Source organism: Gilvimarinus gilvus, assembly GCF_030518155.1.
GTDB classification, from domain to species: domain Bacteria; phylum Pseudomonadota; class Gammaproteobacteria; order Pseudomonadales; family Cellvibrionaceae; genus Gilvimarinus; species Gilvimarinus gilvus.
The window spans coordinates 21,925-34,698 of the sequence record NZ_JAULRU010000548.1; the positions used below are offsets into that span (position 1 = coordinate 21,925).

Genomic DNA, 12,774 nt, shown 5'->3' on the forward strand with positions numbered 1-12,774 from the left:
GCTACGGCAATTCGCGCGTGTTATCCCTTTCAAGCCTGTGTATGTGCGATATGACGCTGGCCCTGCTATAATTCGCGCTCCTCCAATACAGAGGCTTGTGTCGTATTGGTTGGCCATCACAAGTGGCCAATTCAGGATGAGCACTCGGGCGCGGGAAAGCGCGTATTTCCGCCCGAAATCGACCGATTTCGACCCGTACCCACGCTGATCCGGCCTCTGAAGATACCCTCTTTAAATACAGGTAAAAGAATGGCTACATCAGATTCCAAAATTATCTACACCAAAACTGACGAAGCTCCAGCGCTGGCCACTCAGTCGTTGCTGCCCATTATTGAAGCATTCACCAAGGTTTCTGGTGTTGGCATTGAGCTGAAAGACATCTCATTGGCTGGCCGTATTATTTCTCAATTCCCTGAGTACTTGACCGAAGAGCAGCGCCAGAGCGACGCGCTGGCCGAATTGGGCGAGCTGGCCAAGCAGCCAGAAGCCAATATCGTTAAACTGCCTAATATCAGCGCGTCCATTCCGCAGCTGAAAGAAGCCATTGTTGAGCTGCAAAGCCAGGGTTATAAACTCCCTGACTACCCCACCGAGCCAAAAACCGACGAAGAAAAATCCGTGGCTGCGCGCTACGACAAAGTAAAGGGCTCGGCGGTAAACCCCGTATTGCGTGAAGGTAACTCTGACCGCCGTGCGCCACCATCGGTAAAAGCCTACGCCCGCAAAAACCCGCACTCAATGGGCGCCTGGGATAAAGACTCCAAGTCTCACGTTTCGCACATGAGCGAAGGCGACTTTTTCGGTAGCGAGAAATCCGTGACCTTAACCGCTGCCACCAGCGCTAAAATTGAATTTGAAAAAGCCGACGGCAGCAAAGTGGTTTTAAAAGACAGTTTGGCTTTGCAAGCGGGTGAGATTGTCGACTCCGCCGTCATGAGCGCCAAGGCGCTGCGCGCGTTTTTGGCCGAAGCCATCAGCGATGCAAAAGAACAAGGCGTTTTGTTCTCTCTGCACATGAAAGCGACCATGATGAAAGTGTCCGACCCTATAATCTTCGGTCATGCGGTTAGCGTGTTCTTTAAAGACCTGTTCGATAAATACGCCAGTGAATTTGAAGAGCTGGGTGTCGACCCGACTTACGGTTTTGGCGACGTAATTGCCAGCATCGAAAAACTACCTGCGGATAAGCGCAGCGCCATCGAAGCCGACATTAAGGCTATTTTGGCTGCAGGCCCGGAAATGGCTATGGTGAACTCCGACAAGGGCATCACCAATTTGCACGTACCCAACGATGTGATTATTGATGCGTCTATGCCGGCCGCTATTCGCTCCTCCGGTAAAATGTGGGGCCCACAAGGCAACCTGCAAGACACTAAGTTCACCATTCCTGATCGCTGTTACGCCGGTGTGTACGCCGAGACCATCAACTTCTGCAAAGAACATGGCGCCTTCGACCCAACCACCATGGGCAGCGTGCCTAACGTTGGCCTGATGGCTCAGAAAGCCGAAGAGTACGGCTCGCACGACAAGACCTTTGAAATGACCGACAGCGGCACCGTGCGCGTGATTGACGCCGATGGCAACACCCTGCTGGAGCAGTCGGTAGAGCCGGGCGATATCTTCCGCGCCTGTCAGGTAAAAGATGCACCGGTCAAGGACTGGGTTAAGCTGGCCGTTAACCGCGCCCGCGCCACGGGTAGCCCAGCTATCTTCTGGCTGGACAGCGAGCGCGCCCACGATGCCGAGCTGATCAAGAAAGTAGAGGCCTACCTGCCTGAACACGACACTGACGGTTTGGACATTCGTATTCTCGCGCCGGTTGAGGCTACTCGTGTAACCCTGCAGCGTACCAAAGATGGCGAAGACACCATTTCGGTCACCGGTAACGTATTGCGTGATTACCTGACCGACTTGTTCCCAATTTTGGAACTAGGCACCAGCGCCAAGATGCTATCAATTGTTCCCTTGATGAACGGCGGTGGCTTGTTTGAAACCGGTGCCGGTGGTTCAGCGCCGAAGCACGTTGATCAGTTCACCGATGAAGGTCACCTGCGCTGGGACTCACTGGGTGAATTCCTGGCACTGGCAGCGTCACTTGAGCACTTCAGCCAGGTAAACAGCAATCCGAAAGCCAGTGTTCTGGGAGCCGCTCTGGACACCGCAACCGGTAAGTTCCTGGACGAGAACAAGTCGCCCAGTCGCAAAGTAGGTGAAATCGACAACCGTGGCAGCCACTTCTACCTCGCTCTGTACTGGGCAGAAGCTCTGGCAAACCAAAGTGATGACGCCGAGCTGAAGCAAACCTTTACCAAGGTTGCTGCCGATATGGCGGCCAGCGAAGCGAAAATTATCGAAGAGCTCAGCAACGCTCAGGGCAGCCCGGTAGACATCGGCGGTTACTACAAGACCGACGACAGCAAAACCGCAGCGGCTATGCGCGCCAGCAGTACGCTGAACGCGATTGTAGAAGCTATCTAGAGGTTCTACCCATTGCTGTTTTGAAAAAGCCGGGGCACGCCCCCGGCTTTTTTGTGGCCGATTGTTGGCGACCCTAAATACATCGAAAATATTGATTAATAGCGCGCAACTTATACGGTGGGTTAGCCACAACCAATTCGGTAAGCTTGATGAATATTTAACGCGAGGAGATTCCATGGGTTTACTTGTAGATGGGCAGTGGCAAGACCGCTGGTACGACACACAAAAAACCGGCGGCAAATTTGTGCGCCAGGAAGCTACATTTCGCCACTGGATAACGGCCGATGGCAGCGCAGGCCCCTCGGGCGAAGGCGGCTTTAAGGCAGAAAAAGGGCGCTACCACCTGTATGTGTCTTATGCCTGCCCTTGGGCACACAGAACCTTGATCTTCCGCGCCCTCAAGGGTTTAATCGACTGGATTGATGTGTCGGTAGTTAATCCCATTATGCTGGAAAACGGCTGGACCTTTGAGCCGGGCGACAAGGTAATCCCGGACCCGATTCATCACGCCGATTTCCTGCACCAGGTTTATACGGCCGATACAGCCGATTTTACCGGCCGCGTTACGGTGCCGTTATTGTGGGATAAGCAATCCGGCCGAATTGTGAGCAATGAGTCTGCCGATATCATTCGCATGTTCAACTCTGCCTTCGACACGCAGGGAGCAGCAGCCGGCGACTATTACCCGACTGAACACAAGCAGATTATCGATGAGATCAATGAGCGTGTGTATAACACGGTCAATAACGGGGTGTATCGCTGCGGGTTCGCCACTACTCAACAAGCCTACGCAGAGGCGGTTAACGAGCTGTTTGACAGCTTAGATTGGCTAGAGGGGATACTATCGCGGCAGCGCTATCTGGCCGGCGATAAGATCACAGAGGCAGACTGGCGACTATTCACCACACTGATACGGTTCGATGCTGTCTACCACGGTCACTTCAAATGCAACCTGCAGCAGCTGAAAGATTACCCCAACCTGTCCGCGTACGTACGCGAACTGTACCAGTGGCCAGGGGTAGCGGACACCGTGCATTTTGATCATATCAAGTCGCACTACTACCGCAGCCATAAAACCATTAATCCAACCGGCATTGTGCCCGAAGGCCCGCTACTGGATTTTAACGCTCCTCACGGCCGCAGCTAACAGTGACCCCCAACCAACTGAGTTTTAGCAGATGGCATATACGCAAAAAGCCGGCAAGCCGGCTTTTTGCGTAAGACAATAAAAACCGGATTTATTCGGCTTCTACTGCTTCTTCAACTGCTGCAGGACGATCAACCAGCTCGACGTAAGCCATGGTAGCTTTGTCGCCGGTACGCAGACCGCACTTGAGTATACGCAGGTAACCACCTGGGCGTGACTCGTAGCGTGGGCCCAGCTCGGCAAACAATTTACCTACCGCTTTCTGGCTGCCCAGACGAGCAAAAGCCAAACGGCGGTTTGCAACGCTGTCGCTCTTTGCCAAGGTAATCAGAGGCTCAGCGAAACGACGCAGCTCTTTTGCCTTAGGCAGAGTAGTTTTAATCAGTTCGTGCTCAACCAGTGACGCGGTCATATTGCGAAACATGGCTTTGCGATGTGAACTGTTACGATTCAGTTGACGGCCACTATGACGATGACGCATGACGCTAAATCCTTCACTTATGATTGCTTCACAGCAATCGCGTTAACCCGCGCTAAACGCGGGACTAATTAATCAGTCTTCGTTGCGCAGGCTGGCGGGTGGCCAGTTTTCCAAACGCATACCGAGAGACAAACCGCGCGAAGCAAGTACGTCTTTAATCTCGGTAAGAGACTTTTTACCCAAGTTCGGAGTCTTCAACAGCTCAACTTCTGTACGCTGAATCAGATCGCCGATGTAGTAGATGTTTTCCGCTTTCAGGCAGTTGGCCGAACGAACGGTCAGCTCCAAATCATCTACCGGACGCAACAGAACAGGATCAATCGCCTCTTCTTTTTCTTCCGGTTGTGACTGGCTTTCGCCTTCGAGGTCAACAAACACCGCCAGCTGTTGCTGGAGAATGGTGGCCGCGCGACGGATGGCTTCTTCAGGGTCAAGAGTACCATTGGTCTCCAGATCCAGAATCAGCTTATCGAGGTCGGTACGCTGCTCAACACGTGCGCTTTCGACACTGTAGGCAACGCGACGCACTGGACTGTAAGAAGCGTCCAGCTGCAAACGACCAATTGCGCGATTCTCATCTTCCTCCTGACGGCGAGCGTCAGCAGGCTGATAACCACGACCGCGAGCAACGGTAAGCCGCATGCTAACGGTGGTATCGCCAGTGATGTTGCAGATTACGTGCTCGGGGTTTTTCACCTCGATTTCGTGATCTACCTGAATGTCACCGGCAGTAACCACACCCGGACCTTTTTTGGTCAGGGTCAAAACTGCCTGATCCTTGCCGTGCATAATTACGGCGACGCCTTTCAGGTTGAGGAGGATTTCAATAACATCCTCACGCACACCTTCAATATCGCTGTACTCATGCAGCACACCGTCGATTTCCACTTCCGTAATGGCGCAACCGGCCATAGACGAGAGCAGAATGCGACGCAGCGCATTGCCCAGAGTGTGTCCGAAACCGCGCTCCAGCGGCTCCAGCACGACCTTGGCGTGGGTCGGGCTGTTTTCGGTTACGTCGATATGACGCGGAGTCAAAAATTCGTTTACTGCAGTCTGCATAGCCACACCTGTTAACGGTTAATCCCTTACTTGGAGTAAAGCTCTACGATAAGGTTTTCGTTGATTTCAGCCGGCAAGTCGCTGCGCTCAGGAACACGCTTGAAAGTGCCTTCCTTTTTGTCAGCGTTGACTTCAACCCACTCTACATCCGCACGCTGACCTGACAGAGTCAGAGCGTTCTGAATGCGAAGCTGGTTTTTAGCCTTGTCGCGAATGCTTACAACATCACCTTCTGCTACTTGGTATGAAGCAATGTTAACGGTCTGGCCATTAACAACAATCGCTTTGTGAGATACCAACTGACGAGATTCGGCGCGTGTAGAGCCAAAACCCATGCGGTAAACCACATTATCAAGACGACTTTCCAGCAACTTCAACAAGTTCTCACCGGTAGCGCCTTTACGACGTGCGGCTTCTTTGTAGTAAGCGCGGAATTGCTTCTCAAGCACACCGTAAGTGCGACGTACTTTTTGCTTCTCGCGAAGCTGAACACCGTAATCAGACAGGCGACCACGACGTTGGCCGTGCATACCTGGAGCGGTTTCCAGCTTACATTTTGAGTCCAGCGCGCGCGCACCACTTTTCAGGAAAAGGTCGGTACCTTCGCGACGGGACAGCTTACATGTTGGTCCAATATAACGTGCCATTAGTTTGCCCCCTTACACTCGACGTTTCTTCGGCGGACGACATCCATTGTGCGGGATAGGCGTCACGTCTGTGATGTTGGTAATTTTATAACCAACGTTGTTCAGGGCGCGAACTGCAGACTCACGGCCTGGCCCTGGACCTTTAACCTCAACGTCGAGGTTTTTTAAGCCGTATTCTTTAGCGGCTTCACCGGCACGCTCTGCAGCAACCTGGGCTGCGAACGGGGTGCTTTTGCGCGAACCGCGGAAACCAGAGCCACCAGCGGTCGCCCAGCTCAGGGTATTACCCTGGCGGTCAGTGATCGTTACGATCGTATTGTTAAAAGAGGCGTGGACGTGTGCAACGCCATCAGCAACCTGCTTTTTAACTTTTTTCTTTGTAGACTTATTACCTGGCTTGGCCATAGCAATCTCTTCCTAACTGTTGTTACCGTACTTTTGAATGTAAGCGTGAAGTCAATTAACGTTTAATTGGCTTACGCGGACCTTTGCGGGTACGAGCGTTAGTCTTAGTACGCTGACCACGGAGCGGCAGACTACGACGGTGACGCAAGCCACGGTAGCATCCCAAATCCATCAGGCGTTTAATGTTCATAGACACAACACGACGCAGGTCACCCTCTACGGTGAACTTGCCTACTTCGTTACGAATCTGGTCAACCTGCTCTTCAGACAAAGAACCGATTTTCGCATCTTCCGCAACGCCAGTCGCAGCGCAAATCTGCTTGGCGATAGTACGGCCTACCCCATAAATATAAGTCAGGGATATAACCGCGTGTTTGTGATCTGGTATGTTGACACCAGCAATACGGGCCATTCAAATTACTCCAGTAACTTTAAAGTTGCAGCGTTGACGTGGATTTACCCCACCCCGTGACGCACATGGTAAAAAGGCGCGCAAGGATAGCGATAAAAACACAAAAAAGCAATAGCCTGACGATTTCTCATCAGACGACAGTCAACGCCCCCAGTGTGCAAGCCAGCTAATAAGGCGTATTTCAGTATTCAGCTGGCAGAAAAAGGTGGCATAAAATGCCACCTTTTTCTGGCCGACAGGCGGAGATCGCCTACCGTCTTGCTTAGCCTTGACGCTGCTTGTGGCGTGGCTCGGTGTTGCAGATTACTCGCAGAACACCGTTGCGACGTACCATTTTGCAGTTGCGGCAAATCTTTTTAACAGAAGCACGAACTTTCATGATCCTACCCTTTAAACAGAGGTTAGCGAGCGTTGCGGCCGCTTTGCCCCTTTAAATTTGACTTCTTCATCAGTGATTCATACTGATTCGACATCAAGTGAGCCTGTACCTGAGACATAAAGTCCATTACCACCACCACTACGATGAGCAGCGAGGTACCGCCCAGGTAAAATGGCACATTAAAGGCCACCACCAGGAACTGCGGCATCAGACAAACTACCGACATATAGATAGCGCCAATTACCGTCAAACGGGTCAAAACGTTATCAATATACTTGGCTGATTGCTCACCGGGACGAATCCCCGGAATATAAGCACCTGATTTCTTCAGGTTATCCGCCACTTCTTTAGGGTTAAACATCAACGCCGTATAGAAGAAGCAGAAGAAAGCAATCAAACCGGTAAACAAAATAATGTTCAGCGGCTGACCTGGGCCAATGGCCAGAGCAAAGTCTTGCAAAAAGCTCGCAACCGGACCTTCACCGCCCTCGCCAAACCACTGCGCAATAGAGGCAGGGAACAGCAAAATTGAGCTGGCAAAAATTGCCGGAATCACACCCGCCATGTTGATTTTCAACGGCAGGTGACTGGTCTGAGCCTGATAGGCCTGAGGTCCCTGCTGGCGTTTTGCGTAATTCACTGTAATCCGACGCTGACCGCGCTCAATACGCACGATTGCCCAGATTACAGCCATTGCTACCACCGCGATAATAAGCAACATAAGTATGTGCAAATCACCTTGGCGGGCACTTTCAAAGGCCGAACCAATTGCAGTTGGGAACCCAGCCACGATACCAGCGAAGATCAGCATGGAAATACCATTACCAATACCACGCTCGGTGACTTGCTCACCCAGCCACATCATAAACACTGCACCTGTGACCAGCGATACAACCGCGATAAAGTAAAACGCGATTGTGGGCTCGCCACCGTAGGCAAATCCAGAAAAGCTAACGGCCATGGCCATTGCCTGCACGGTTGCCAGTACGACGGTACCGTAACGAGTGTACTGGTTAATCTTGCGACGACCAGCATCCCCTTCCTTTTTCAGCTGCTCCAGTGAAGGAGTGACTGCGCTCATCAATTGCATGATGATCGAGGCTGAAATGTAAGGGAAGATACCCAGAGCCAGAATACTCATCCGCTCTAGTGCACCACCCGAGAACATATTAAACAGTCCGAGGACAGTTCCCTGATTCTGATTAAACAGATCGGCGATTCGCTCGGGGTCTAGGCCCGGTACCGGAATGTGGGTACCGATCCGGTAAACCACGATCGCCAAAAACAGAAAACGAAGGCGAGCCCAAAGCTCGCCCAGTCCTTTTTGATTCCCTAACGGCAGATTACCGGGAGTTGCCATTGGCACCTCTTACTCTTCGACTTTACCGCCCGCTGCTTCAATCGCAGCTTTGGCGCCTTTAGTCACAGCCAAACCTTTAACTGTAACGGCTTTGGTCACTTCGCCAGAGGCAAAGATCTTGGCACGCTTGATGTTGGCACCGATAATATCGGCCTGCTTCAAGGTTTCCAGATCAATAATTTCGCCTTCGACTTTGTTCAGTTCGTTCAAACGAACCTCTGCAGTCACACGGCCTATGCGAGAGCTAAAGCCAAACTTCGGCAAGCGCTTCTGCAAAGGCATTTGACCACCCTCGAAGCCCGGCTTAACCGAACCACCAGAGCGAGATTTCAAACCCTTGTGACCACGACCAGCGGTTTTACCCAAACCACTACCAATACCACGGCCAACACGCTTCTTGCTATGTGTGCTGCCGGGAGCGGGACTCAGCGTATTAAGACGCATGTTACTCTCCCTCTACCTTAATCAGATAGTTAACTGTGTTAATCATGCCACGGGTAGAAGGAGTATCCTCCACTTCTACGGTGTGACCGATGCGACGCAGTCCCAAACCTGTAACGCAAGCCTGATGGTTCTTCAGACGGCCTGCGGTACTCTTGAGTTGAGTCACTTTAATCATTTTCTTAGCCATGCTCGTATACCGCTTTCCTAAGAATCGGCCGGGGCCGATTAATTCAGAATATCTTCTACGCTCTTACCGCGCTTGGCAGCAACAGACTCTGGAGAAGCCATATCTTTCAGCGCGTTGTAAGTCGCGCGAACCACGTTTACCGGGTTGGTAGAACCATAGCACTTGGCCAATACGTTCTGTACGCCGGCAATTTCCAGTACGGCACGCATCGCACCACCGGCAATTACACCGGTACCTGGAGACGCGGGCTGCATGTACACTTTAGAGGCGCCGTGACGACCCTTGGTGGCATACTGCAGTGTATCGCCGTTCAGATCAACGTTGATCATGTTACGACGAGCGGCTTCCATTGCTTTTTGAATCGCAACTGGCACTTCACGCGCCTTGCCGCGGCCGAAACCTATTTTGCCATTTCCGTCACCAACAACGGTCAGAGCGGTGAAGGCAAAGATACGACCACCTTTAACTGTTTTGGCAACACGATTGACTTGAACCAGTTTTTCCTGGAAGCCTTCGTTGTTACCGTCATCTTTTTTAGTAAAAGCCATGTCTTTACCCTTAGAATTCCAGTCCAGCTTCACGCGCGGCATCAGCTAATGCCTTTACGCGACCGTGGTATTTGAAACCGCTGCGGTCAAAGGCAACACTGGTGATGCCGGCGGCTTTAGCACGCTCAGCGATCAGCTCACCCACAGCCTTAGCGGCGTCGGCGTTACCAGTTGCGCCACTGCGCAGTGATTTGTCCAGTGTTGAGGCGCTCGCCAAAACGCTCGCTCCATCCTGTGCAATGATTTGTGCATAAATGTGGCGTGGCGTGCGGTGAACAGCCAGGCGACTAACACCCAACTGACGGATCTTGGCACGGGCACGGCGTGCACGGCGAAGACGAGATTGCTTCTTATCGCTCATAACCTAGCCCCTACTTCTTCTTAGCTTCTTTACGACGTACTTGTTCGTCAGCAAAGCGCACACCTTTACCTTTATAAGGCTCTGGTGGACGCAGCGCGCGGATTTCCGCGGCTACTTGACCGAGCAACTGCTTATCAGCGCTCTTAAGTACGATATCGGTCTGGCTTGGAGTTTCCGCTGTTACGCCCTCAGGGAGGGTATAGTCAACAGGGTTAGAGAAACCCAAAGACAGGTTTACAGTTTTGCCCGATGCTTTCGCACGGTAACCAACACCGACCAACTGAAGTTTCTTTTCAAAACCTTCAGAAACGCCTTTAACCATGTTGTTTACCAGAGCACGCATGGTGCCTGCTAAAGCGATCGATTCCTGCTTGGCTCCACCGTCGCGAGCAGCGAATTGCAGGGAGTTTTCTTCCTGCTTGATTTCTACTGCTTCGTGAACGGTCAGGGCCAACGTACCATTGCCGCCTTTTAAGCTAAGTTCTTGCCCTTCAAGGGAGACCTTAACTGCAGCTGGTACTTCAACCGGACTGTTTGCAACTCGTGACATGATTCTTCCCGTTAGAATACTGTGCAGAGGACTTCGCCACCAACGCCAGCGGCGCGGGCAGCACGATCAGTCATAACACCTTTACTAGTCGAAACGATGGCTACACCAAGACCGTTGCGAACACTCGGCAACTCGGTTTTACCAGCGTAATTGCGCAAACCTGGACGACTAACGCGGTCGAGTTCCGCGATTACCGGCTTGCCTTCAAAATATTTCAGCTCAACGATCAACTCTGGCTTAGCGCCTTCACTAACCGAATAACCTTTAACGTAACCCTCTTCCTGCAGCACTTTGGCCACGTTGATCTTCAATTTAGAAGATGGAATAGCTACGTTAGTCTTACCAACTTGCAGCGCATTACGAATGCGGGTCAGCATATCTGCTAACGGATCTTGCATACTCATCTGAATCTGCTCCTAATTATGGGCCAGAGCTTACCAGCTCGCCTTGACCAGGCCCGGCACATCGCCGCGCATTGCTGCTTCACGCAGCTTGTGACGGCAAAGACCAAACTTACGATATACACCGTGCGGACGACCAGTCACGCGACAGCGGTTACGACCACGAGATGGACTAGCATCACGAGGCAGTGTTTGCAGTTTGGTTTGCGCTTCCCATACTTGCTCTTCAGATGAAGCCGGGCTGGAAATAATCGCCTTCAGTTCAGCGCGCTTAGCAGCAAACTTAACAGCAGCCTTAGCTCGTTTTGCTTCGCGTGCGATCATAGATTTTTTAGCCATGTCTCTACCCTTAGCCTTTGAACGGGAAGTTGAACGCTTTCAACAAAGCGCGACCTTCATCGTCGTTGCGTGCACTTGTGGTGATACAAATATCCAAACCGCGGATTTTATCGACTTTATCGTAGTCAATTTCCGGGAAGATAATTTGCTCAGTCACACCCATCGAGAAGTTACCGCGACCGTCAAACTGCTTAGGGCTAACACCACGGAAATCACGAATACGAGGAATCGAGATCGAAATTAAGCGATCCAGGAACTCGTACATGCGATCTTGACGCAGGGTTACTTTACAACCAATCGGCCAGCCATCACGGATTTTAAAACCTGCGATAGACTTACGCGCTTTGGTTACAACAACCTTCTGACCGGCAATTTTTTCCAGGTCAGCAACAGCGTGCTCAAGCACTTTCTTGTCGCCCGTAGCTTCACCAACACCCATGTTAATGGTGATCTTGGTGATGCGAGGAACTTCCATTACATTCGCCAAACCCAAATCTTCTTTCAACTTGGGAGCGATTTCTTTGCTATATACTTTTTTCAGCCTAGCCATGTCACTTACGCCCCTACGGCTTCGCCAGTGGATTTGAAGACGCGAACTTTCTTATCGCCTTCAAGTTTGAAGCCCACACGATCAGCTTTTCCTGTAGCGGCGTTATAAATTGCTACGTTGGAAACATTAATAGCGGCTTCTTTCTCAACAATACCACCAGCTACACCCAACTGAGGGTTAGGCTTCTGGTGTTTTTTGACAAGATTAATACCGCCTACGATCAGCTTATCTTCTGACAATACGCGAACAACCTTGCCACGTTTGCCTTTGTCGCGACCGGCGATAACAATCACTTCGTCATCACGTTTAATCTTACGCATTTGTCTGCCCTCGAGTCTCCGCCAAGTGCTTAAAGCACTTCAGGTGCCAGAGAAATGATTTTCATAAATTTCTCGCCACGCAACTCACGAGTTACGGGTCCGAAAATACGCGTACCAACCGGAGCATCCTGGTTGTTCAGCAGCACCGCAGCGTTATCGTCGAACTTGATCAATGAACCGTCCTGACGACGCACACCTTTTCTGGTGCGCACAACAACCGCATTCATTACCTGGCCTTTCTTCACCTTACCGCGTGGAATTGCTTCCTTTACGGTAACTTTGATGATGTCACCCACGGCTGCGTAACGACGGTGGGAGCCGCCAAGCACCTTGATGCACTGAACGCGGCGTGCACCGCTGTTGTCAGCAACATCTAAGTAGGATTCTGTTTGAATCATCGTCCGTCTCCGAAACTAATCAATGTCGCACGAAATCGTTAGATTTCAGTTGCGCGCTCTTCAATTTTCACTAAAGCCCAAGATTTACTTTTGGACAGTGGACGTGACTCAGCAATCGTCACGGTATCGCCCGTCTTGGACTCGTTGTTTTCATCGTGCGCTTTCAGCTTTGAAGACTTACTCACGTACTTGCCATAAATCGGGTGCTTAACACGACGCTCGATCAATACTGTGATGGTTTTATCCATCTTGTCGCTGACAACTTTACCAGTCAGTGTACGAGCCAGTTGTTCTGTCTGAGCCAT

The 12,774-nt window shown here is 51.4% G+C and carries 20 protein-coding genes; 2 read left to right on the plus strand and 18 right to left on the minus strand.

All coding sequences use genetic code 11. From position 1 onward, the window contains the following. The first annotated feature begins 249 nt into the window (after positions 1-249). Both QWI17_RS10120 and QWI17_RS10125 read left to right on the plus strand, forming a co-directional pair. On the plus strand, positions 250-2,478 hold the full coding sequence (locus QWI17_RS10120) for an NADP-dependent isocitrate dehydrogenase (protein ID WP_302722387.1): 2,229 nt from the start codon (positions 250-252) through the stop codon (positions 2,476-2,478). Positions 2,479-2,653: 175 nt separating this feature from the next. After that, positions 2,654-3,625 (plus strand): glutathione S-transferase family protein, encoded by a 972-nt coding sequence (locus QWI17_RS10125; RefSeq protein ID WP_302722388.1) that lies wholly within the window; start codon positions 2,654-2,656, stop codon positions 3,623-3,625. 91 nt (positions 3,626-3,716) lie between these two features. On the opposite strand, the gene rplQ is transcribed toward QWI17_RS10125, so the two are convergent. From rplQ to rpsQ, 18 genes are all read right to left on the minus strand, one after another. Further along, a complete protein-coding gene (gene rplQ, locus QWI17_RS10130; RefSeq protein ID WP_302722389.1) occupies positions 3,717-4,106 on the minus strand; it encodes a 50S ribosomal protein L17 in 390 nt (129 codons plus the stop codon). Between the two features lie 72 nt (positions 4,107-4,178). Next, positions 4,179-5,168 carry a DNA-directed RNA polymerase subunit alpha gene (locus QWI17_RS10135; RefSeq protein ID WP_302722390.1) on the minus strand — a complete coding sequence of 330 codons (990 nt, stop codon included), beginning with the start codon at positions 5,166-5,168 and terminating at the stop codon, positions 4,179-4,181. A 26-nt stretch (positions 5,169-5,194) separates the two neighbouring features. Beyond that, positions 5,195-5,815 carry a 30S ribosomal protein S4 gene (gene rpsD / locus QWI17_RS10140; RefSeq protein ID WP_302722391.1) on the minus strand — a complete coding sequence of 207 codons (621 nt, stop codon included), beginning with the start codon at positions 5,813-5,815 and terminating at the stop codon, positions 5,195-5,197. 12 nt (positions 5,816-5,827) lie between these two features. Beyond that, positions 5,828-6,220: a 30S ribosomal protein S11 gene (gene rpsK / locus QWI17_RS10145; protein WP_302722392.1), complete on the minus strand. Its 393-nt coding sequence runs from the start codon at positions 6,218-6,220 to the stop codon at positions 5,828-5,830. Positions 6,221-6,275: 55 nt separating this feature from the next. Next, positions 6,276-6,632 (minus strand): 30S ribosomal protein S13, encoded by a 357-nt coding sequence (gene rpsM / locus QWI17_RS10150; RefSeq protein WP_302722393.1) that lies wholly within the window; start codon positions 6,630-6,632, stop codon positions 6,276-6,278. Between the two features lie 262 nt (positions 6,633-6,894). Further along, positions 6,895-7,011, minus strand: coding sequence for a 50S ribosomal protein L36 (gene rpmJ / locus QWI17_RS10155; protein WP_215975659.1), 117 nt, complete (start codon positions 7,009-7,011; stop codon positions 6,895-6,897). A gap of 22 nt (positions 7,012-7,033) precedes the next feature. Then, a complete protein-coding gene (secY, locus tag QWI17_RS10160; protein ID WP_302722394.1) occupies positions 7,034-8,371 on the minus strand; it encodes a preprotein translocase subunit SecY in 1,338 nt (445 codons plus the stop codon). 9 nt (positions 8,372-8,380) lie between these two features. Beyond that, complete coding sequence (rplO, locus tag QWI17_RS10165) at positions 8,381-8,815, minus strand: 50S ribosomal protein L15 (protein ID WP_302722395.1); 435 nt, start codon at positions 8,813-8,815, stop codon at positions 8,381-8,383. Between the two features lies 1 nt (position 8,816). Continuing rightward, the gene (gene rpmD / locus QWI17_RS10170; RefSeq protein WP_302722396.1) at positions 8,817-9,002 is read right to left on the minus strand and encodes a 50S ribosomal protein L30; all 186 of its coding nucleotides are present in this window, start codon (positions 9,000-9,002) and stop codon (positions 8,817-8,819) included. Positions 9,003-9,040: 38 nt separating this feature from the next. Then, positions 9,041-9,550, minus strand: coding sequence for a 30S ribosomal protein S5 (gene rpsE, locus QWI17_RS10175; protein ID WP_302722397.1), 510 nt, complete (start codon positions 9,548-9,550; stop codon positions 9,041-9,043). A 10-nt stretch (positions 9,551-9,560) separates the two neighbouring features. Then, positions 9,561-9,911 (minus strand): 50S ribosomal protein L18, encoded by a 351-nt coding sequence (gene rplR, locus QWI17_RS10180; protein WP_302722398.1) that lies wholly within the window; start codon positions 9,909-9,911, stop codon positions 9,561-9,563. A gap of 10 nt (positions 9,912-9,921) precedes the next feature. Next, positions 9,922-10,461: a 50S ribosomal protein L6 gene (rplF, locus tag QWI17_RS10185; protein ID WP_302722399.1), complete on the minus strand. Its 540-nt coding sequence runs from the start codon at positions 10,459-10,461 to the stop codon at positions 9,922-9,924. Between the two features lie 11 nt (positions 10,462-10,472). Continuing rightward, a complete protein-coding gene (rpsH, locus tag QWI17_RS10190; protein ID WP_302722400.1) occupies positions 10,473-10,865 on the minus strand; it encodes a 30S ribosomal protein S8 in 393 nt (130 codons plus the stop codon). 30 nt (positions 10,866-10,895) lie between these two features. After that, positions 10,896-11,201, minus strand: coding sequence for a 30S ribosomal protein S14 (gene rpsN, locus QWI17_RS10195; protein ID WP_302722401.1), 306 nt, complete (start codon positions 11,199-11,201; stop codon positions 10,896-10,898). A 10-nt stretch (positions 11,202-11,211) separates the two neighbouring features. Beyond that, a complete protein-coding gene (gene rplE, locus QWI17_RS10200) occupies positions 11,212-11,751 on the minus strand; it encodes a 50S ribosomal protein L5 (protein ID WP_302722402.1) in 540 nt (179 codons plus the stop codon). Between the two features lie 5 nt (positions 11,752-11,756). Beyond that, a complete protein-coding gene (gene rplX, locus QWI17_RS10205; protein WP_302722403.1) occupies positions 11,757-12,071 on the minus strand; it encodes a 50S ribosomal protein L24 in 315 nt (104 codons plus the stop codon). 29 nt (positions 12,072-12,100) lie between these two features. Further along, entirely contained in the window at positions 12,101-12,469 is a 369-nt protein-coding gene (gene rplN, locus QWI17_RS10210) for a 50S ribosomal protein L14 (protein ID WP_302722404.1), read from the minus strand. 38 nt (positions 12,470-12,507) lie between these two features. Further along, positions 12,508-12,774 (minus strand): 30S ribosomal protein S17, encoded by a 267-nt coding sequence (rpsQ, locus tag QWI17_RS10215; RefSeq protein ID WP_302722405.1) that lies wholly within the window; start codon positions 12,772-12,774, stop codon positions 12,508-12,510.